18 protein-coding genes and 1 tRNA gene are annotated in these 20,883 nt (G+C 64.6%); 7 read left to right on the top strand and 12 right to left on the bottom strand.

Going from position 1 to position 20,883, the window contains the following annotated elements:
* Nucleotides 1-206 precede the first annotated feature (206 nt).
* Nucleotides 207-446, bottom strand: a complete 240-nt coding sequence (locus tag G8O24_RS17600) for a hypothetical protein (RefSeq protein WP_188101395.1) — start codon at nucleotides 444-446, stop codon at nucleotides 207-209.
* Between the two features lie 391 nt (nucleotides 447-837).
* Here G8O24_RS17600 and G8O24_RS17595 point away from each other — a divergent pair, with 391 nt between their 5' ends.
* The 4 genes from G8O24_RS17595 to G8O24_RS17580 all read left to right on the top strand — a co-directional run bounded on the left by G8O24_RS17595 (nucleotide 838) and on the right by G8O24_RS17580 (nucleotide 6,195).
* Nucleotides 838-2,013 carry an efflux RND transporter periplasmic adaptor subunit gene (locus G8O24_RS17595; RefSeq protein ID WP_188101393.1) on the top strand — a complete coding sequence of 392 codons (1,176 nt, stop codon included), beginning with the start codon at nucleotides 838-840 and terminating at the stop codon, nucleotides 2,011-2,013.
* Complete coding sequence (locus G8O24_RS17590; RefSeq protein WP_188101391.1) at nucleotides 2,010-5,150, top strand: multidrug efflux RND transporter permease subunit; 3,141 nt, start codon at nucleotides 2,010-2,012, stop codon at nucleotides 5,148-5,150. The genes G8O24_RS17595 and G8O24_RS17590 overlap by 4 nt, the downstream gene beginning before the upstream one ends.
* Before the next feature lie 64 nt (nucleotides 5,151-5,214).
* Nucleotides 5,215-5,787 (top strand): invasion associated locus B family protein, encoded by a 573-nt coding sequence (locus G8O24_RS17585; protein WP_188101389.1) that lies wholly within the window; start codon nucleotides 5,215-5,217, stop codon nucleotides 5,785-5,787.
* A gap of 93 nt (nucleotides 5,788-5,880) precedes the next feature.
* Entirely contained in the window at nucleotides 5,881-6,195 is a 315-nt protein-coding gene (locus G8O24_RS17580; RefSeq protein WP_188101387.1) for a hypothetical protein, read from the top strand.
* 13 nt (nucleotides 6,196-6,208) lie between these two features.
* Here the strand turns inward: G8O24_RS17580 and G8O24_RS17575 are convergent, their stop codons facing one another.
* Nucleotides 6,209-8,500 carry an arylsulfatase gene (locus tag G8O24_RS17575; RefSeq protein ID WP_188101385.1) on the bottom strand — a complete coding sequence of 764 codons (2,292 nt, stop codon included), beginning with the start codon at nucleotides 8,498-8,500 and terminating at the stop codon, nucleotides 6,209-6,211.
* A gap of 89 nt (nucleotides 8,501-8,589) precedes the next feature.
* Between G8O24_RS17575 and G8O24_RS17570 the strand changes: the two genes are divergently transcribed.
* On the top strand, nucleotides 8,590-9,261 hold the full coding sequence (locus G8O24_RS17570) for a TetR/AcrR family transcriptional regulator (protein ID WP_188101384.1): 672 nt from the start codon (nucleotides 8,590-8,592) through the stop codon (nucleotides 9,259-9,261).
* On the opposite strand, the gene G8O24_RS17565 is transcribed toward G8O24_RS17570, so the two are convergent.
* From G8O24_RS17565 to G8O24_RS17520, 10 genes are all read right to left on the bottom strand, one after another.
* Nucleotides 9,258-9,617, bottom strand: a complete 360-nt coding sequence (locus tag G8O24_RS17565) for a DUF1428 domain-containing protein (protein ID WP_188101382.1) — start codon at nucleotides 9,615-9,617, stop codon at nucleotides 9,258-9,260. The genes G8O24_RS17570 and G8O24_RS17565 overlap by 4 nt on opposite strands.
* A gap of 151 nt (nucleotides 9,618-9,768) precedes the next feature.
* Nucleotides 9,769-9,842: transfer RNA gene (locus G8O24_RS17560), tRNA-Gln, on the bottom strand.
* Between the two features lie 245 nt (nucleotides 9,843-10,087).
* Nucleotides 10,088-11,116, bottom strand: coding sequence for a 4-hydroxythreonine-4-phosphate dehydrogenase PdxA (pdxA, locus tag G8O24_RS17555; protein ID WP_188101380.1), 1,029 nt, complete (start codon nucleotides 11,114-11,116; stop codon nucleotides 10,088-10,090).
* Complete coding sequence (locus G8O24_RS17550; protein ID WP_188101471.1) at nucleotides 11,113-12,219, bottom strand: four-carbon acid sugar kinase family protein; 1,107 nt, start codon at nucleotides 12,217-12,219, stop codon at nucleotides 11,113-11,115. Before G8O24_RS17550 ends, pdxA begins: the two co-directional genes overlap by 4 nt.
* A gap of 337 nt (nucleotides 12,220-12,556) precedes the next feature.
* Nucleotides 12,557-12,757: a hypothetical protein gene (locus tag G8O24_RS17545; protein ID WP_311972374.1), complete on the bottom strand. Its 201-nt coding sequence runs from the start codon at nucleotides 12,755-12,757 to the stop codon at nucleotides 12,557-12,559.
* A gap of 128 nt (nucleotides 12,758-12,885) precedes the next feature.
* A complete protein-coding gene (gene rnz / locus G8O24_RS17540) occupies nucleotides 12,886-13,791 on the bottom strand; it encodes a ribonuclease Z (RefSeq protein WP_188101376.1) in 906 nt (301 codons plus the stop codon).
* Between the two features lie 51 nt (nucleotides 13,792-13,842).
* The gene (locus tag G8O24_RS17535) at nucleotides 13,843-14,826 is read right to left on the bottom strand and encodes a putative antibiotic biosynthesis monooxygenase (RefSeq protein WP_188101374.1); all 984 of its coding nucleotides are present in this window, start codon (nucleotides 14,824-14,826) and stop codon (nucleotides 13,843-13,845) included.
* A gap of 10 nt (nucleotides 14,827-14,836) precedes the next feature.
* On the bottom strand, nucleotides 14,837-16,234 hold the full coding sequence (gene guaD / locus G8O24_RS17530; RefSeq protein ID WP_188101372.1) for a guanine deaminase: 1,398 nt from the start codon (nucleotides 16,232-16,234) through the stop codon (nucleotides 14,837-14,839).
* Between the two features lie 15 nt (nucleotides 16,235-16,249).
* Nucleotides 16,250-17,467, bottom strand: coding sequence for a multidrug effflux MFS transporter (locus tag G8O24_RS17525; protein WP_188101370.1), 1,218 nt, complete (start codon nucleotides 17,465-17,467; stop codon nucleotides 16,250-16,252).
* A 263-nt stretch (nucleotides 17,468-17,730) separates the two neighbouring features.
* Nucleotides 17,731-18,504 (bottom strand): alpha/beta fold hydrolase, encoded by a 774-nt coding sequence (locus G8O24_RS17520; protein WP_188101368.1) that lies wholly within the window; start codon nucleotides 18,502-18,504, stop codon nucleotides 17,731-17,733.
* A gap of 155 nt (nucleotides 18,505-18,659) precedes the next feature.
* On the opposite strand from G8O24_RS17520, the gene G8O24_RS17515 reads away from it, so the two are divergent.
* Complete coding sequence (locus G8O24_RS17515) at nucleotides 18,660-19,310, top strand: GntR family transcriptional regulator (RefSeq protein ID WP_188101366.1); 651 nt, start codon at nucleotides 18,660-18,662, stop codon at nucleotides 19,308-19,310.
* Nucleotides 19,307-20,836 carry an aldehyde dehydrogenase gene (locus tag G8O24_RS17510; protein WP_188101364.1) on the top strand — a complete coding sequence of 510 codons (1,530 nt, stop codon included), beginning with the start codon at nucleotides 19,307-19,309 and terminating at the stop codon, nucleotides 20,834-20,836. The genes G8O24_RS17515 and G8O24_RS17510 overlap by 4 nt, the downstream gene beginning before the upstream one ends.
* Nucleotides 20,837-20,883: the final 47 nt, after the last annotated feature.

Raw genomic sequence — 20,883 nt, 5'->3', positions numbered from 1 at the left:
ATGCGCAACATGCGCGACGAACGATGAGGCGGTGCTATCGACCGCAGAAAAACCGGTCAATGTAACGAGACCCGCATGAGCACTTGAATAGGTCTAGATCAAAGCGATTCTAAAATTTCGAATCTAGAATGATTGAAATATCGCGCGACAAATCGAAGCACTCAGATGCACAAGAGCTTGCCATCGCACATCATCTCGCGCAGCCGTCAGTCGCTGCTCGGCGGCTTCATCAGCGAGAACAATTCGTCGACGGTGCGTTGCGCCGTCGCACGCACGCGATCGGTGTTGTCCATGCCGGCGATGTTGACCCCGTTGACCACGGCTTTGATCTCGTCGCGGAAATCGGTGAGAAAGCGCAAGGGATCGCGCTGCTCATTGGCGACGCGCGCGATCAATCCCGTGATCAGAATCTGACATGCGATCAGCTTGCCGTTCAGCTCGTCCATTCCGCACTCCTCTCGTGGCGGCGCTGATATGGACGACGGCGATTTTGCTGACAACCGAAACGCCGTCCGGCCGATTTAGAACCGTTCTCGCAAACCCTGATTTGCTCGACCGACGCAAGCGTCGCGGCCAGCAACTCGTGCAGCCTCGTCCACGCCGCCTGCGAGCATTGCCTATCTTTTGCACGCTCCTCGCTCAGGCCAGGAAAATGCAGCACTGCACACCGCCGCGTCACCCGGTTGCCTACGGGGTGCAAAGCTTTCCAATTGTTTAGGATTATCAACGGATAGTGCTGTTTACACTGGAACTTGGCGTGTATTATACAAGCCGTGCTGGAACCCTTTGATAGCCCCACAATTCGTTGTTTTGGGCATACAAGCCGATCGCTCCGACATGAAAAAGTCACGGCCAATCCTCTGGATTGTCATCATCGCAGCCGTGGCCGGTGGCGGCTATTACGGCTGGCAGCGGTATCAGGCGTCTGATGGCGGAAAAGCCCAGACCGCCCAAAAGGGCGCGCCGCGCGCCCCCGCCGTGCCCGTCAGCATCGCGCCGGTCCAGAAGGCCGACTTCCCGGTCTACCTGACCGGCCTCGGAACCGTTCAGGGCTTCAACACCGTCCAAGTCCGGACCCGCGTGGACGGCCAGATCGACAAGATCGCCTTCACCGAAGGCCAGATGGTCAAGCAGGGCGATCTCCTGGTCGAGATCGATCCTCGTCCGTTCCAGGCCGCCCTCGACCAGGCCAAGGCAAAGAAAGCCCAGGACGAGGCCAATCTTGCCAACGCCAACCTCGATCTTCAGCGCTACACCAAGCTCGGCGAGTTCGCCACGCGCCAGCAGACGGACACGCAACGCTCCACGGTTGCCCAGCTCACCGCCCAGATCGCCGCCGACGAAGCCGCGATCGCCAATGCGCAGACCCAACTCGACTACACCCAGGTGAAGTCGCCGATCACCGGCGTCGCCGGCCTGCGCCAGGTCGACATCGGCAACATCGTCAACGCCTCGACTCAGACCGGCGTCGTCAGCATTGCCCAGGTCGAACCGATCACCGTGATCTTCACCGCGCCGGAAGACCAGCTGCCCTATATCAGCGAGGGCCAGAAGTCCGGCGAGCTCAAGGTGATCGCCTTCACCACCGACGGCAAGAAGACGCTGGCCGAGGGCAAGCTTGCGGTCATCAACAATCAGGTCGACACGACCAGCGGGACGATCAGGCTCAAGGCGGTGTTCGATAACAAGGAACACACGCTGTGGCCGGGGCAATCGGTGTCGACGCGTCTGTTGGTGCGGACCCTGAAGGATGCCACCATCGTCCCTGACGATGCGGTCCAGCATTCGACCAACGGCCTCTACGCCTATACCGTCAATCAGGACAACAAGGCCGAGGTCCACAAGATCAAGGTCAGCTATTCCATCGACGGACGTTCGGTCGTCGATGAAGGCTTGAGCCCCGGTCAGCAGGTCATCACCGGCGGCCAGTATAAGGTGCAGCCAGGCGGTGTCGTTTCGACGACTCTCGCGAGTTCGGATCCGGTCCAGAAAAACAAGGTTCAGCAGGAATGACCGAAGGCGGGATTTCGGCACCTTTCATCCGTTATCCCATCGGCACGTCGCTGCTGATGGCCGGCATCCTCTTTGTCGGTCTCGTCGCCTACCCCCTGCTGCCGGTCGCGCCGCTGCCGCAGGTGGACTTCCCGACCATCCAGATCACGGCCAATCTGCCGGGCGGCAGCCCGGAGACGATGGCCTCGTCGGTCGCGCAGCCGCTGGAGCGCCAGTTCGCCCAGATTCCCGGCATCGCGCAGATGACCTCGACGAGCTATCTGGGCACCGCCTCGATCACCATTCAGTTCGACCTCAACCGCAGCATCGATGGCGCCGCCAACGACGTGCAGGGCGCGATCAACGCCGCCAGCGGCCAGTTGCCCAAGAATCTGCCCTCGCCGCCGACCTATCGCAAGGTCAACCCGGCCGACGCGCCGATCCTGCTGCTGTCGGCGACGTCAGAAACGCTGCCGCTGACCAGCGTCAGCGACGCGGTCGACGCCCAGCTCGCCCAGCAGATCAGCCAGCTCTCCGGCGTGGCGCAGGTCTTCATCGGTGGCCAGCAGAAACCCTCGGTCCGCGTCCAGGTCGACCCAGGCAAGCTCGTCGCCAAGGGCCTGTCGCTGGAAGACGTGCGCAGCGCGATCGCCATCACCACCGTCGACAGCCCGAAGGGCAATATCGACGGCGACAAGCGCGCCTATACGATCTACGCCAACGACCAGCTGTTGCAGTCGAAGGACTGGAACGACGTCATCATCGCCTATCGCAACGGCGCTCCGTTGCGGATCAAGGACATCGGCCAGGCGGTCACGGGCCCTGAAGACGCCAAGCAGGCGGCCTGGGCCAACGGCAAGCGCGGCGTGTTCCTGGTCGTGTTCAAGCAGCCGGGCGCCAACGTCATCGAGACCGTCGATCGAATCAAGGCGACCCTGCCCCGCCTCGTGGCGGCGATCCCGCCCGCGATCAAGATCGAGGTCATCAGCGACCGCACCACGACCATCCGCGCCGCGGTCGAGGACGTCCAGTTCACGCTGCTCCTGACCATCGCCCTGGTGGTCATGGTCATATTCATCTTCCTGCGCAGCTTCTGGGCAACCGTCATTCCCACCGTGACGGTTCCGCTGGCGCTGTTGGGCGCCTGCGCCCTGATGTGGGTGTTCGGCTATTCGCTCGACAATCTGTCGCTGATGGCGCTCACGATCGCGGTCGGTTTCGTGGTCGACGACGCCATCGTGATGCTCGAGAACATCACCCGCTACATCGAGGAAGGCGAAAAGCCGCTCGCCGCCGCGTTCCGGGGCTCGAAGGAAATCGGCTTCACCATCGTTTCGATCTCGATCTCGCTGGTCGCGGTGCTGATCCCGCTGCTGCTGATGGGCGGCATCATCGGCCGCCTGTTCCGCGAGTTCGCGGTCGTGCTGGCGATGACGATCTTCGTTTCGATGTTCGTGTCGCTGACACTGACGCCGATGATGGCCTCGCGCTTCCTGCGCGCCCACAGCGAAGTCACCCACGGCAAGTTCTACAAATGGAGCGAAAGCGCCTTCGACGCGATGCTCCGTGGCTATGAGCATGTGCTCGACGTCGCCCTGGCCTGGCGGCGGACGACCCTCGTCATCTTCTTCGCCACGCTCGCCCTGTCGGTCTATCTCTTCATCCTGATTCCGAAGGGCTTCTTCCCGCAGCAGGACGTCGGCCTGATCACCGCGACGTCCGAAGCTTCCCAGGACATCTCGTTTGCCGAGATGCAGCGCCGTCAGGTCGAGCTTGGCCAGATCGTGATGGCCGATCCCGCCATCGCCTCGGTGGCGATGAACATCGGCGGCAGCGGCCGCGCCGGCAACAATGGCAACATGTTCATCACGCTGAAGGCGCGGGATGACCGCGACGCCTCCGCGCAGGAGATCATCGCGCGGCTGCGTCCCAAGCTCGAGAAAGTGTCCGGCGCCCGCCTCTACATGCAGGCGGCCCAGGACGTCCGCCTCGGCGGCCGCCCGACCCGCACACAGTTCGAGTTCACCTTGCAGGATGCCGATCTCGGCGAGCTCAATTCATGGGCGCCGAAAATTCTCGCCAAGATGCAGACGCTGCCGGAACTGCGCGACGTCGCGACCGACCAGCAGACCCAGGGCACCACGGTCCAGCTCAAGATCAACCGCGACACCGCCTCGCGCTACGGCATCCAGCCGCAGCTGATCGACGACACGCTGTATGACGCGTTCGGCCAGCGGCAGGTCACGCAGTATTTCACGCAGCTCAACAGCTATCACGTCATCCTGGAAATCCTGCCGGAAATGCAGGGCAACCTCGATTCGCTGAACAAGCTCTATCTCAAGTCACCGCTCACCGGCGACCAGGTGCCGCTGTCGACCTTTGCGACCTGGACCACCGATCCGGTCCGCCCGCTCTCGATCAGCCACCAGGGCCAGTTTCCGGCGATCACGATCAGCTTCAACCTTGCTCAGGGGGTCGCGCTCGGCCAGGCCACCGAATCCGTGCAGAAGGCGATGGCCGATCTTGGCGCGCCGGCGACGCTGAATTCGAGCTTCCAGGGCACCGCACAGGCATTCCAGCAATCGCTGGGCACCGTACCCCTGCTCATCCTCGCGGCGCTGGTCGTAGTCTATCTGATCCTCGGCATCCTCTACGAGAGCTACATCCATCCGATCACGATTCTGTCGACCCTGCCATCGGCCGGTGTCGGCGCGCTCGCGATCCTGATGGCGGCCGGCTTCGAGTTCAGCCTCATTGCTTTGATCGGCGTCATCCTGCTGATCGGCATCGTCAAGAAGAACGGCATCATGATGGTCGATTTCGCCATCGCCGCCGAACGCGACCAGCACAAGACGCCGGAGGAATCGATCCGCCAGGCCGCGCTGCTCCGCTTCCGCCCGATCATGATGACGACGATGGCGGCATTGCTCGGCGGCGTGCCGCTGATGCTTGGCCACGGCACCGGCGCCGAGATCCGCCAGCCGCTGGGCTACGCCATGGTCGGCGGCCTCATCGTCAGCCAGGCGCTGACGCTGTTCACGACGCCGGTCGTCTATCTCTATCTCGACAAGTTCTCGAACCTGTTCAAGGCCGGCTCGGCCGAGGACGACGAGCACGAGACATCCGGGCGCCGCACCGTCAAGGAAGCTGCCGAGTAAGCTTGCGCCGCGGCTCCCGCAACGCTACAGCGAGGCCCTCGGTTCACGCCAACGCGGTCTCGCCATGCTCATGCAATCCAGACTTGTCGCTCTTGTCGCCGCTGCCCTCGTCTCGACGGGCATCGCGCAGGCCCAGCAGGGCGCCAAGAAGAACGCCGCTCCCACCGCGCCGGCGGCACAGCCCGCACCCGCGCCGACCCAGCCGCAAGCCGAAGGCACGCCGCAGCAGCAGCCCGGCTGGATCGCACGCTGCACCAGCGCCAGCCGTGACGCGCCGCTCGAATGCGCGATCGAGCAGAACGCGGTCCTGACCAAAACCGGCCAGACCATCGTGCTGATCAACATCCGCATCGCCCCCGACACCCGCACGCCGATCGCGCTGCTGCAGCTGCCGCTCGGACTCAACCTGCCGGTTGGCGCCAAGCTCCAGGTCGACGAAGGCAAGCCGGTCGACCTCCAGATCCAGACCTGCGAGAACCGCGGCTGCTACGCCTCGACGCCGATCGCGCCGGACCTGCTGGCTGCCTTGCGGTCGGGCAAGCAGCTGAAGGTCTCGTTCCAGAACATGGCCAAGGAAACGATCGCCATCCCGATGCCGCTCAACGACTTTGCGGCGGCTTACGACAAGATCAAGTAGTTCCACGCACCGATGGCTTGCACCCGGCGGCTTTCCGAGCAGCACGGGCTGGTCTATTCTGCCGCTCGCGGGGGCCCGGCATCGGCAGTGGATATGACGCGCAAAAAGTCAGGTCTCGATTGGCTTGGTTTCCTGTTCATTCTCTTTGGTACGATCGGCGCGGCCACGGTCGCGCATGCGCAGGCCCGATTGGAGCCGCCGACCGCGCCGACGGCTGGGGCTACGGTCCATGACGTGAAGGTACGACCGCACGACGAGCAGACCGACGGCAAGTTCGCGCCGACGCCGTATGCCGGCAAGTCCTCGTCCGCCGAGCCCAGGCACATTCGCACCACACGCGAGCGCATCACCGACGGCTCAGCTCCTCCTGCGGTCGCACCGCTGCAGCCGCCCCCGGCCAAGCCATAATCGTCGTCACACGCTATTGCCGCGCCATCTGGGCATTGCCGACCGCCTCGCCGTCGAGCGTCTGGTCGTTGTGCATGGTGACGGTGACGCGCAGCAGCCGCCCCTCGAATTCGAACGGCGCCTCGTAGTGCGACACCGGGCTGCCGCGATCGCGACCGATGTCGAGGCCGGACCACGAGATCAGCGTATGGAAGCCAAGCTGGGTCTGAAGCGAGCCGACCTGCTCGTCGTCGATCAGCAGCGTGTATTCGGTGACGCCGGTGCGGGAGCCCTTGGCCGGAGCCTCCTTGCGCACGAGACGTTCGACATGGACGCCAAGCCGCCGCGCCCCTGAGGGCACCCTGCGGTCGGAGCGCACGATGTGGTGGCTGCCACCGATGTTGAGGTCGTGCACGAGCTCGCCGTCCCTGACATAGAGGCTGTAACCCGAGGTCGCATCGCCATGCGAGATCAGCACGCCGTTGGCACCCGCCTCCTCGATCTCGACATGCGCCTCGATCGTGTAGCTGCGGCTGCGCACGTCGGGCGCCACGTCGGTCGGCACATGGCCCATGCCGTGATGGAAGACGAAGTGATGCCGCGCACCGTGAAAGCGCGCGGCGTTCTCGGCAAAGCGCGGTCCAAAACGATCGTCGAGCGGCAGCACGTTGTGCTTCTCGGCCTCGGCCCACCATGTCGCGATCATCTGCGCGAGCCGCTCCGGTTCCTCCGCGGCGAGATCGTCGGTCTCGGAGAAATCCCGATCGAGATGGAACAGCTCCCATTTGTCGTTCTCGAACGGGGTGCCCGGCGGATGGTAGGCGACCGCTTTCCAGCCGCCCTTCCAGAGGCCGCGATGCCCGAACATCTCGAAATATTGCGGTGAGGTCTTCGACCGTACGGATGCATCCTTGATCGAGCGGGCAAAGCTCTCGCCCTCGAGCGGCATCTGCGTGCAGCCTGCAATCGTCGCCGGCGCCTCGATCCCGATCAAATCCAACAATGTCGGCGTCAGATCGCAAGCATGCACGAACTGGTGCCGCAGCTCGCCCTTGGCCGCGATGCGCTTCGGCCAGTTGATGACGAAGGGATCGCGGATGCCGCCGCCATGGGTATTCTGCTTGTAGCGACGTAGCGGCGTATTGGAAGCCATGGCCCAGCCATGCGGGAAATTGCTGTGGGTGTCGGGGCCGCCGATATCGTCGATGCGCGCGAGCTTCTCCGCGATCGGCTCCGGCTTGAAATTGAACGGTCCCATCGCGTTGACGAAGCCGAGCGGCCCGCCCTCCTGGCTCGCACCATTGTCGGACATCACGATGATCATGGTGTTGTCTCTGATATCGGCCGTCTCCAGGAACGAGACCAGACGCGCAAGGTGCCGATCGGAATGGTCGAGCATGCCGGCGAAGGCCGCCTGCAGCCGCGTGAATACGCGGCGCTCATCGATGGAGTGGTCCTCCCAGGCCTTCACGCCGTCATTACGCGCCGGCATCCGCGTCTCCTGCGGCACCAGTCCCATCGCCTTCTGCCGCGCCAGCCGTCGCTCCCGCTCGACGTCCCAGCCGTGCGCGAATTGGGCATCGTAGCTGCGGATGATATCGGCCGGCGCCTGGTGCGGCGCGTGGCAGGCGCCGAGCGCGACCCAGGTCAGCCAGGGAATATCGGGCCGATCGGCATGGTGATCGCCGATGAACCGGATCGCCTGATCGATCAGATCTTCGGTCAGATGATAGCCGTCGGCGTGAGTGCCCGGAGGATCAATATGCGTGTTGTCGGAGACCAGCTCGGGCGCATATTGGTCGGTCTCGGCGTCGAGGAAACCGTAGAAGCGATCGAAGCCGCGCCCCAGCGGCCAGCCGTCGAACGGGCCGGTCGCGCCGCTCTCGGTCAGCGGCGTGACGTGCCACTTGCCGACCATGTAGTTGCGATAGCCGTGGACGCGCAGCATCTCGGCAAGCGTGCCCGCCTCGCGCGCGATCTTGCCGCGATATCCGGGATAGCCGGAATCGAAATTGGCGAGGCACCCGACGCCGACCGAATGATGGTTGCGTCCTGTCAGCAGCGCGGCGCGCGTCGTCGAGCACATCGCGGTGGTGTGAAAGCCGCTGTAGCGCAGGCCTTCCGCGGCGAGCCTGTCGATGGTCGGCGTCCTGATCGCCGAGCCATAGCAACCGAAATCGGAGAAGCCGACATCGTCGAACAGCACGACCAGAATGTTCGGCGCGCCCGCCGGCGGCTTCACCGCCTCGGGCCACCAGGGCTTTGACTCCGCGACCGTCTTGCCGACGGTGCCGCCGAACGGCGTGCCGCTGCTGCCTGCGCTCATCTGGTGCTCCCTGTCCCGGCCGTCGCGGTTGACCCGCGCCTCATCCCACCTTAAATTATAATCCGAATTATGATTATGATCTAAGACCGATGCAAGCACGAACGCGGCGATCTTCCGCGCAGGCAGGCTGGCCCGATTTCGACCTGCCGGGCGTCGCCCCGTCACGCCAGAAACGAAGCCGGGAAACCACGCTGGCGCTGCTGCGGACCGGCGCCGACATGCTGCGCACGCGAAGCCTCGCCGAGGTTTCGATCGAGACGCTCTGCGCTGAAGTGGGCGTCACCGTCGGCGCCTTCTACAGCCGCTTCGAGAGCAAGGAGGCCTATTTCAACGCGCTGATGGCGCTCGCGGCGCGCGACGGCGAACAGCGGCTCAGCGAGATCGGGCGGCCCTCACCCGGGACCGATCTCGACGAGCTCTGCCACATCATCGTCAGCGGCATCGTCGTCTGGATGCGCCACCACGAGGGCGTGCTGCGGGCCGCGCTCCAGCATGACGACACCCGGCCGGACAAATGGACGCCGTTCAAGGCCCTCGCACGAGCGACCACCGAACGCGCCACCCCTCTCCTGCTGCCGGCGATGGGCAAGGGACGCGCGGTCATCAAGACCCGTGCCATCGCGTTCGGGCTGCAGGTCGTGCTCGGCACGCTTGTGAACGCGATCCTCAACGATCCCGGCCCGCTGTCGCTGCGGTCGAAGGGGATGGAGACGCGGCTCGCGGGCTGCCTGCTGCTGCTGCTTCGGGCTGAGACCGGTTAGCTCAGATCGCTCGCGCGCAGCAGCGTCGTGAAGCCGCCATAGATCATGCGCTTGCCGTCGAACGGCATGTCGGCCCCCTTGAGCCTGGGATCGGCCATCACCTTGGCGTTGACGGCATCGCGGCTCGCCCGGTCGCGATAGACGATCCAGGAGAACACCACGACCTCGTCCTCGCCTGCCATCACCGCACGCGGAAACGAGGTGAGCGTGCCATAGGGAACGTCGTCGCCGATGCATTCGACATAGTCGAGCGCACCATGCTCCATCCACACCGCACAAGCCGTTCGCGCCAGCGCCTTGTAGGCCTCAATCTTATCCTTCGGCACGGCCAGCACGAAACCATCGACATAGGGCATCTCGGATCTCCCAAGGTTGTGTTCCCCCAAGGACGAAGGGGCGCGCCGCGATCCGACAGGAGATGGCTCAATTCTGGTGAGGCAAAGCGCCGCGAGCGGCGCGGAGGGCGGCCGGATAGGAGGCGATTCAGACTTTGGAGACGCCTGGAATTGGCTGGGGAACCTGGATTCGAACCAAGACAAACAGAGTCAGAGTCTGTTGTGCTACCGTTACACCATTCCCCAACGGAATAGCCGAACAAATTCAATAACTTGCTGACTTGTCCGGCTGCGGCCGGATGCGCGGTGGCGCAAATCACGGCTCAGGCGTGCAGCCTTCTACCTGCTCGTCCCCGGGCTGGCAAGCGCCGCGGTGGATGGACCGCAGCCTGGTCCATCTTCATAGTTCGACCTCGATCGCCCTCTTCCACCGCCCACTTTCGGAAGCGATGTAGGCCGTGAGGGCGTTGATCACCTCACGCTCGGTCCGGTTACCTTGAAGCGCCCGCGGCCAGCCGCTCGGCATAATCGATGGCTTCGATCAGGCTGTGCTCGTTGGCGATGCCCTTGCCGGCGATGTCGAAAGCGGTGCCGTGATCGACCGAGGTGCGGATGATCGGCAGGCCCAGCGTGATGTTGACGCCCGACAGCTCCTGCCACCGGCCGGTGGCAGGATCGACCTGGAATCCGAGCAGCTTGACTGGGATATGCCCCTGGTCGTGATACATCGCAACCGCCGCATCGAACTGGCCCGCGCGCAGCTTGACGAAGATGGTATCACCCGGCACCGGTCCGACCACGTCGAGACCGTCGGCGACGGCCTTGGCGATCGTCGGCGCCGACACGTCGATGTCCTGTCGGCCGAACAGGCCGCCCTCCCCGGCATGCGGATTGAGCGCGGCAATCGCGATCTTGGGCCTGGCGATGCCCAGCCGGCGCAGCGCGTCATTGGTGAGGTCGATCACCATGCGCAGCCGCTCAGGCGTCAGGCGCTTCGGCACATCCTCCAGCGCCACATGGGTCGAGACATGGCTGACGCGCATGTTGCCGTGGGCCAGCAGCATCACCGAGCCGCGCACGCCGGTGAGATGCGCCAGCATCTCGGTATGGCCGGGGAAGTGATAGCCGGCCTTGTTGAGCGCTTCCTTGTTGAGCGGCGCAGTGACGATCGCCGCCGTGCGGCCGGCCTGGGTCAGACGGACGCCCTGCTCGATCGCCTTGTAAGCAAAGCGGCCACCATCAGCGCTGAGCACGCCGGGCTTGATCGGGTCGCCCTCGACGTCGGCTTGCAGGTAGCAGAGGTTGGGCCAGTCGCGATCGTCGGTCATAACTTGTGGGATTGCGACGTCGGCCCCGAGCGCGGCCTTCGCAGCCTGCAGCGCCGCGCCGCTGCCGATGATCAGGATACGCAGATCGCCTTTCGCGATGCGCTCCTTCAACCCGACACAGGCCTTGACGATGATCTCCGGCCCGATGCCGGCGGGATCGCCCATCGTGATGGCAAGATGACGAGAGGTCATGTCGGGCTCTCCAGGTTGAGCAAATGATTGTCCCGCAGCAGATCGCGCCACAGCTCGCGTGCGCCAAAGGCTCCGGATTTCGAGATGATTTCGACGCCGGTCCAGCGGCCACCTTGCAGCGTCGAACGCGGCAAGCCTGGCACGATGCGTCCAGTCACCTGGAGCGCCTGCGCGCCGAGGGCAAGGCATACGGCCTTCAGCGTCTCGCCGCCAGCAACGATCAGGGTTCCCGGCGCGTCGAGCGCTGCGATCAGCGTCGCCAATTCGTGTGCGATCCGCCGCGCCGCCTCGGAACGCGAGAGGCCGTCAGACAGCGCGAATTTGACCAGGGCAACCTCGTCGTCGACCAGCTTGCGCCGAACGGCCGCGCCGCCCCCGCCTTCAGCCAGCACGAGCGTTGCATCGCCGCAGGCTGCGAGCTGGGATGCCGTGGCAGGCTGATCGGAACCGAACAGCCCGAGCACCGGCCGTCGCAATTCGGCCGACGTATCGGCGCGATGATTGCGGGCGAGCGCGCCGGCCAAACCGCCGCTACCGCACCAGAGCACAGGTCCCGGCATGCGTCGTCCCATCTCGACGACGCGATCGAGACAGAAGTCACTTTCGGCATCGAATACCTGGACGCCGCCCTGCGTCAGCGTATCGGCGCTGGCTAGTCTGGCCTTGATGCCATCCTGCTTCAATTGATCAATCAGATTGTCGCCGACCCGATGCCAATCACCCTGTTGCGTCCGCGCGAATTGCTGGCCCTCAACGGTGCGACGCCCCTGGTAGTCGAATGCGGGCGCGACCACGCAGGACGCCCAATGGCCCGTGCTCAAGCACGCGCCAAGCTCGGCCGCCCAGGCACCCCGGAGCAGGCTGTCGACTTTCTTGTAGGCAATTGTGCCATCGCGGAGCAGCGGCGCCAGGCGCGCGACGATCGCGACGCTTTCGGCCTTCGAACGCTCCCTCGTACCGCTGTCGATGGCAATGCTTGCGAAGCCCGCTGCCGTGGGCGCGTTCGCCCAGCTCACGTCGAACGGTCCGCACAGGCCGACGAATTCCGCCGCAGTGTCGAGCGCGCCGGTGAGATCGTCGGCAATCAGGCGGACGCTGGTCATCGTCATGCCGCTCCCAGGCCAGGTCCTCGTCAGCCCCCGCGAATGCCGCGGCACTCGCCATGTGGGTGCAAGTGCTGAGGCCGCAGCGATGATGTCGACAAGGCTTCCTCCGATCGTCAGATCGACATCGTAGGGAATGCGACCATTTGTTGTAATCTGATCCGTTGGTAAGATCAGGCTGCCGCAGCGTCAAGAGCCGTCGCCGTCATGACCGGGTCATGGGCTGGCCAAGGTCGAAGGAAGGCAACAAGGCGTGCATTGCGCAACTGATGCCGCTGACCTGCCCGGTGCAGGATCTCGCGATGACGTGAACGCGCGCCCACCGAGGCGCGGTCTCTCAGGACTGTTGTTCCGGAACGAGCGTCGCAAGGCCTGCTTCGATAATCGTGATTTCCTCGTTCACCTGCGCGATGGCCTGTTGCGGGTCGACGCCGGTCACGGCCACGAGCTGCCGCAGCAGGTCCTGGCGATGGGCCAGAATATTTTCCAAAGCATCGCGATCGTTCAGCTTCACATAGCCCTCGACGATCAATTCCACGGAAAGAGACATGATACTCTCAAAACAGCTGATTTCTGATGCTCGAAAATATCGCGCCTGCGCCCGGCTGCGGGAACGAAGTCGCGTAAACCTTGACCGGTAAGATTAACGGGCACGCAACGCGCTGCTTAAACAGCGATACGATCGAAGTCGGCGGCGATCCGGACATTGGAGAAGAACCTGGCCGCCTCCGCCAGAATCTCATCATCCTCGTAGCGGCCCGACAGATGCGTGAGCACGAGCTGCCGGACATTGTTCGCAGCCGCGAACCTGGCCGCCTCGGCCGCGGTCAGATGGCCGTAGTCCCGCGCGGTCGGCGCATCCCGATCAAGGAACGTCGCCTCGATCACCAGCAGATCGGCGTCGGCGACGGATTTGGCGAGCCCCTCGGTGGTCTCGGTGTCGCCGATCACGACCAGCTTCTTGCCGCCGCTTGGCGGCCCCAGAACGTCCTCCGGATCGATCGTCCGACGGTCTTCAAGCGTGATGGCCCGCCCCGCCGCCAGTTCGCCGCGCGCGGGGCCGTCAGGCACACCAAGCGCGGAAAGTCGATCGGGCAAGAGATGGCGACGTGCGGGACTCTGGAAGGAGAATCCAAAACTGTCGGTGTCGCGGTGGCGGACCGGAAAGCAGTCGATCGTGAAGTCGCCGGCATCGACGACCGGCCCTTCCGACAGCGGCGCGAACTGGACGGCGATCGGTGCCCGTCCTGCGCCCCACAATCCTGCCAACATGCGGATGACGATATCGAGCGTGCCCGGCCCGCCGTGGATGGTCATCGCATCGGAGGTTTGCCGCAACCCCAAGGTCGAGAACAGACCGGGGATGCCAAGCACATGATCGAGATGGGCATGCGTCAGCAGGATGCGATCAAGCCGGCGAAAGCCGGCACCGCTTCGCAATAGCTGGCGCTGGGTTCCCTCACCGCAATCGATCAGCATGCGCTCGCCCGCGGCCTCCAGGAGCAGCGCCGGATGGTTGCGCGCCGCGGATGGGACGCTGGCCGAGGTGCCGAGGAATGTCAGGGCGAACATGGCGGTGAACTGTCCAACGGATCGGCCGAGACCGTCCCCCTTCGGCCAGCCTCACCGTCCCCAATGCCACGCGAGCAGCAGCGCGTATAGTCCCATTGACGCGGCATAGAGCGCAGCCAGCAGTGCGTAGCCGGCGATCTGACGGCCAAGCGCGGCCTTCGGCGCGATCCACCAATCGAGTGCCTTGAAAGCGGCGGGCACGAGCCACCAGCCGAGCAGCTGGGTGCTGACGAGATTGCCGAGGAACAGCGACAGCCAGACCGGCACGCCGTGGCTGTCGATCAGCGGCCTGCTGATGAAAGTGCCCCAGAGATAGACCACGGGATAAAGCACCAGCAGGACGATGAAATTGCTCTTCAAGATCAGGCCGGCGCTCTGCTCCGGCGCCTGTGACTTGCCCGCGGGGAACCAGAAATTGAAGCCATAGCTCGCCCGCTTGACGTTCATGCCCGCATTGAAGCGCGCCCCCTCCTTCAGCAAGGACTGCCGCAGGGGCGAGTCGAGCCAGGCATTGAGATTGGCATCGCTGTCGAACGACAGAATGATGATCCATTCGTCGTGCAGGCCCGGAATCGGCCGCTCAATCTTGTGGCGCAGGAACCCCTTGAACTCGGCCTCGGCTGCCTGAATGCGCTGCTGCCAGGTGAGGAACGCGTCCTCCAATCCGACCGGTACCTTGAAGGAGATCACGGCGGAGACAGCGCTGTCGCGCTGCACGCCGGTGTCGGGCAGAATATGCACGTCTTCCGAGCCAACAAAGTGGCGCTGCACGTCGGCGATCAGCTTCGCCCGCACCTCGCTCTGAAGCCAGGCGCGCGCCGCCGCGGCGCTTGCGAAGCGCAGGATCGTCACCCAGTCGACATGCGCAGGCGGCTGCGGCGGCACCACCTCCTGACCGAGAAAGCCCGGCCACGCTTTGAGCACCTCGCCGACCTCGCCATTCCAGCGCGCGAACGCGGCAAAGCCGTCGTCCGCAATCCGGCGCTGGATGACGAGGGCGACCGGCTGGCCGGCCTTTTCAGGTGATCCGTTCATCGCGACCGATTCAGTTCTTCTTGTAGAGACGCTTGCCCATCACCCAGGTCTCGTCGACGCAGCGGTCGTCGCCCACCATCATGACGGCGAACAGCATGCTCGCGGCCTCATCCATCGTGCGCGGGCCGGCGCCGTCGGCGATCAGTGACTGGTGCCACGCTTGCGCGGCTTGTCCACCGTTCGGATCGAGCGCGACGAAATCGGCCTCCTTGCCGGGCTCGAAATTGCCGAGCTTGTCATCGATATAGAGCCCTTCGGCGCCGCCAAGGGTGATCGACCAGAAGCCGCGATAGGGCGAGAGCTTGTTGCGCTCGGCTTCCGCGAGATCCTTGCGCGCGGGATCGATGCTGCCGTCGAGCAGCGTGTTGTTGCACATCCCGACCTTGTAGGCATCGTCGAGCACGGAGATCATCGAGAAGCGGTTGCCGCCGCCGACGTCGGTGCCGAACGACATCCTGACGCGATGCTCCGGATCGGTGGCGCGGCCGAGGCGAAACAGGCCGCTGCCGAGGAACAGGTTCGAGCACGGGCAGAACACCACCGCAGCTCCCGTCTTCGACATGCGGCGGAACTCGTTGTTCGAGAGATAGACGCCGTGGCCGCCGGAGAATTTTGGCCCGACCAGGCCGAACTTCTCGTAGACGCCGAGATAATCCTGGCAGTCCGGATGCTCGACCAAGACGCCGCTGCATTCGGCCGGGTTCTCGGAGATGTGGGTGTTGACCCAGCAATCCGGATGCTCGTGCTTGAGGCGCTGACATGCCTTCAGCAGCTCCGGCGAGGCGCCGAAAGCAAAGCGCGGCGTGATGGCGTAGAGGTTGCGGCCCTTGTTGTGATACTGCGCGATCAGCCGTTTGCTGTCGCGATAGAAATTCTCCGGCGTATCGATGAAATCGGCCGGCGCGTTGCGATCAATGCCGGTGAGGCCTGCGATGACGCGCATGTTGCGGCGGGCCGCTTCCTCGAACAATTCCTCGGTTGAAACGGGCGAGGAGCTGGTGAAGGCCTGGCAGGTCGTGGTGCCGGAGGCGAGCAGCGCATCGAGGAACCGCTTCGCGCCCTCGCGCGCGTAGTTGCGATCGCGATATTTGAGCTCTTCCGGATAGACCCATTTCTGCAGCCAGGGCAGCAGCTGCTCGCCATAGGCACCCAGCACGCGGGTCTGCGGCAGATGGATGTGACCGTCGATGAATCCAGGGACGATGATGCGGTCCTTGATGTGGGTGACCTCGACGCTCGAATGCGCGGCTGCGATCTTCTCGTAGGGCCCGAACGCCTCGATGACGCCGTCCGCGACGACCATGAGGCCGTCCTGATGGAAGCGCGCAGCCGCCTGCTCGTTGCCGACGTGCTTCCAGGGATCGTCGACGAAGTCGAAGAACGTGCCGCGAATACCGACGGTGGTCATGAGCTGGTTCCTTCCTTAAGCCTGGGTGGCGTGGCGCGCCGCGGGCAACGAGATCGCGAGCAGCACGCCGGCGATGGCGCAGAGGCCGAGATAGAGCATTCCGATCGGCGCCTGGGTCTCTTCGGGCAGCACCGCCGCGATCGCCATGGCACCGCTCACGGCGAGATAGCAGAGCGCGCTGATGAGGCCGCCGATCAGTCCGTGGTCGCGTTCGAACAGGCCGAGCCCCATGCCGTACATCATCGGACACAGCACGCCGCAGCCGCCGAGCACCAGCGCGCCGCCGATCGTGATCGACGCGAAATCGAGGCCGAGCGTCATGCCTGTGACGGTCAGGACCGCAGCGCCAGCGACAAACAGCGCGAAGGCGCCGAAGCCCAGCATCCGGGCCGGCAGAAGCTGCGCGAAATGCGCGCAGCCGAGCTCGCCGGCGAGATTGACGCCGCCAAGGCCGAGCGCGACCAGGCCGTAGATCGCGGCGGAGTAACCGAGGCCGGTCTGATAGAAGAACGGCGCGACGACGCCGAACGCCAATTGCGCGCTGGCGGCTGCGGCAAACACCAAGACGAAGGCCAGAAAGCCCGGGCGCACCAGTGCGTCGCGGAGGATGCCGGCGGTGCGGTAAGGATCGAACGGCGCGCGCCGCTCCGCAGCCAGCGTCTCGGGGAGAAAGAAGACGACGATCGCGGCGACGATGGCCGCGGCGATGGCGATGATGACGAAGACGCCGCGCCAGGAGGTCAGCTCGACGATGAAGCCGCCGGCCGCCGGCGCCAGCACGGGTGCAAGCCCCCAGGCCGCTCCGAGCAGGCCTGAGATCGCAGTCAGTTCGCGGCCGCGAAAGCAGTCGGCGGCGACCGCATAGGCGACGACGAGACAGGTGCAGCCGCCGACGCCTTGCAGGAAGCGCAAGCCCAGCAGCAGCGAGGCGCTGGTGGCGAGCGCGCAGGCGATGCTCATCGCGATGAGCACCGACAGTCCGGCGAGCAGGACCTTGCGGCGGCCGAGCGTATCGGAGGCGATGCCGACCGGCACCAGCGCCAGACTCATGCCGAGCATGTAGGCGGTGACGGTGTTCTGCATCGAGGCGGAATCGGTTGCGAGGTCCACCACCATCTGCGGCAGGCCCGGCGTATAGGCATCGAGCGGAATCTGGCTGAATGGCACGACGCACAGCAGGATCGGCACGATCCCACTCCTGGCGCGACCGGCGTCCGAAGCAAGTGCAGTCATGGCTTACGCCCCCTCGATGCCCGCGGGTCCCGTCTTTTCGTGCGCGCAATGAGATGCGACGATGCGGGTTGCGGATCTTGACGCGCGGGAACGTGCCAGAACTGTGTGTAGAAACTCTTAGGAGTTCCGCTTCAATGCGGAGGGGTCAAGCTTCGATCGTCGCCACCTGAGGCTGCTCGGACAAGACCTGCGAAAACAACCCCATGCACAGTAAGAATCATTAGGGAATTTCCCGCTTCGCGCCAGCACCGATCAAGCGTCGATCAGAGCAGGAAGCCCTTGAGCGCATCGAGAAACTGCCGTGGCGATTGCAGCTGCGGCACGTGCGCGCAGCCCGCAATGATCTTCAGTTCGGCGCGCGGCAATCCGGCGGCAAGCTCATGCGACATCGGCGGCGGTGTCGCTTCGTCGTGCTCACCGACCATGACGAGCACCGGGACCCTCACCGCGCCAAGCTGAGAGCGGAGATCGAGGCTTGCCAGTGCCTCGCATGCGGCGCGAAACACCTCGGGATCCGTCCGCAAGAACGCTGCATGGCGATCCTGCATCAGATCCGGATGCTGCGCCTGAAACCCGGGCGCGAACAAACGCCGCATGGCGATGTCGGTAATGGCTTCCAATCCTTTCTCGCGCGAGGCCTTCGCCATGTTGCGAAACGCCTCGCGGCCGGGCTCCGAGAACGCCGCACCGCTGTCGGCGAGAATGAGCCTGCTCGCGATCTCGGGGTGCCGGATCGCCATCTGCAGCGCGACGAACCCGCCATAGCCGTTGCCGAGCACGATTGCCGGCGCACCGGCCGCAGCGTCGCGCACGGCTTCCGCCATCCGGTCCGCGACCGCCGCGAGCCCGCCCTCGACGGCATGTGAGCGGCCGAACCCCGGCAGTTCCGGCACGATGGTGCGGAAGCGCGTGCGAAGCTCCGGCACGACCGCATCAAAACTCGCGCGATCCGACAACAGCGAGTGGAAAAGGAACAGCAGCGGTCCCTCGCCCGATTGCGCGGCGTTGACGGTCCCGTCGGCAAGAAGCCTGTCCATATCCGGTCTTTCCTTCACATCGTCGGCAGGTGGCGTGCCTTTTCGCGCGCGCCGGAGGTCCCATTGATAGTTCAACTGACAGAGAATTCAAGCATTTGGCTCTTGACGTGAAATATCACGACTGAGATATTAATGCCAAGGAGACCACAAGTATCATGCTTTTGCGCGAGAATATCTACGATCGTCTGAGGTCTGATATTTTAGCCTGTCGCTTGGCGCCAGGCGATGAAATGCGCGAGCAGGACCTCGCCGAGCGCTATGAGGTGAGCCGCCAACCCGTGCGGGACGCATTGCTGCGGCTGCAACGCGAGCACCTCGTGACGGTGCAGCCGCGCCAGGGCTATCGAGTGACGCCGATCTCGCTGTCGGATGCCCGCGACCTCTTGCGCTTCCGCCTTGCGCTCGAGCCCGCCTGCGTCGCCGAAGCGATCGAGAGCGCGCCCGACGGCGTCCTGAAGTCGCTCGACGAATTCCGCCGCTTCGCCGGCAACCACGAAGACTTCATCGCCTACAACAGGGGCTTTCACACCGCGCTGGCGCATGCCTCCGGCAATCGCCGGATGGCGACAGCGCTGTGCGACCTGATCGGCCAGGCCGATCGGCTCGTCCGTGTCAGCATTTCGAATCTGAAGGGTCACGATCCGGCAAAGCTCGTGGCCGAGCACGTTGCCCTGATCGACGCCATGCAGAGCCGCGAGACGCGCACCGCTTCGCGCATCATCAAGGCCCATATCGGAGCCACCGAAAAGCGCGTTTTGCCGGCGCTGAAGCGCAACGCCGTCATCGTCGAAGAGAGGTCATCATGAACATTCCATCGAAATCCGCCTCGATCGACGTCGCGATTCACGGCAATTTCGTCGACGGACGCGAGGTCGAAGCCGGCAGTGGCGCGATGCTTGACGTCCGCAATCCCGCCACCGGCGACGTCATCGCGCGCATTCCCAACTCGACCGTTGCGGATATCGACCGCGCCATGAAAAGCGCGCGTGCCGCGTTCGAGGGCAAGGCCTGGGGCGGCATGGACACGCGCGCACGCGCCCGGCTGGTCAACAAGCTCGCCGATGCCTTCGAGGCCAATCTCGACAGCCTGTATCGGCTGGAGACCCTCAACAACGGCCGCCCGATCAACGAGACCCGTGCGCAGCTCTCCCGCCTGCCCGACTTCTTTCGCTATTTTGCCGGCGTTGCGCTGTCGCGCCGCGACTCCGTCATTCCCGTCGAAGGCGCCTATCTGAACTACACGCTGCGAACGCCGATCGGCATCGTCGCCAATTGCACGCCGTTCAATCACCCCCTGATGATCCTGTGCAAGTCGCTCGCCGTGGTGCTTGCGACCGGCTGCGTCACCGTGGTCAAGCCGTCGGAATACACGCCGCTGACGACGTTGAAGCTGGCGCAGATCTTCACCGAGGCCGGCCTGCCGCCCGGCGTCTTCAATATCGTTCTCGGTCTTGGCCAGAGCGCCGGCAAGATGCTCGCCGAACATGGCGACATCAACAAGCTGGTCCTGACCGGCGGCACCGAGGCGGGCCGCATCGCCGGCAGCGCGGCCGCAAAGGTGTTCGCGCATCAAACCATGGAGCTCGGCGGCAAGACGCCGGTGATGGTGTTCGACGATTTTGACGTCGACCGCGCCGTCAACTACGCGGCGTTCGGCGCGTTCATCGGCGCCGGGCAGACCTGCGTCTGCGCCTCGCGCCACATCGTGCAGGCCTCGATCTATGACGAGTTCGTCGAGAAGCTGAAGGCCAAGACCCGCACCATCCGCATCGGCGATCCCTTCGATGCGAACACCCAGCTTGGCCCCGTGATCTCCGCCCGCCAGCGCGACCGCGTTCTGACCTATTCCGGCTACGGTCACGACGACGGCGCGCGCCTCGTCACCGGCGGCGTTGCGGCCAAGGTGCCGGGACATGACAACGGCTATTTCGTCGAGCCCACGGTGTTCGCCGACGTCACCTCCGACATGCGTATCTTCCAGGAGGAAGTGTTCGGTCCCTTCACTTCGGTGACGCCGTTCAAGGACGAGGCCGATGCCTTGCGGCTCGCCAATGACTCACCCTTCGGTCTTGCGGCCGCGATCCGCACCCGCGACGTCGCCCGCGCCCACCGCGTCGCCGCCTCCGTCAAGGCGGGCATCGTCTGGGTCAATGATCACCACAGGCTCGACCCGGCCTCGCCCTGGGGCGGCGTCGACGATTCCGGCATCGGCCGCGAGTGTGGCATCGAGAGCTTCGACGACCATTTCAACACCAAGAGCGTGATGGTCGCGACCCATGAGCAGCCGTTCGACTGGTATCGCGACACGGCCAACCAGAAGCGATTGAACTAGCAGTGACCAGCAGCGGCTCACCGCCCGGAGAAGGCGGGCCGCATCAT

The organism is Bradyrhizobium campsiandrae (assembly GCF_014529705.1).
In the GTDB taxonomy this organism is placed as follows: Bacteria; Pseudomonadota; Alphaproteobacteria; order Rhizobiales; family Xanthobacteraceae; genus Bradyrhizobium; species Bradyrhizobium campsiandrae.
This window is presented reverse-complemented; position numbering and strand designations above follow the sequence as displayed.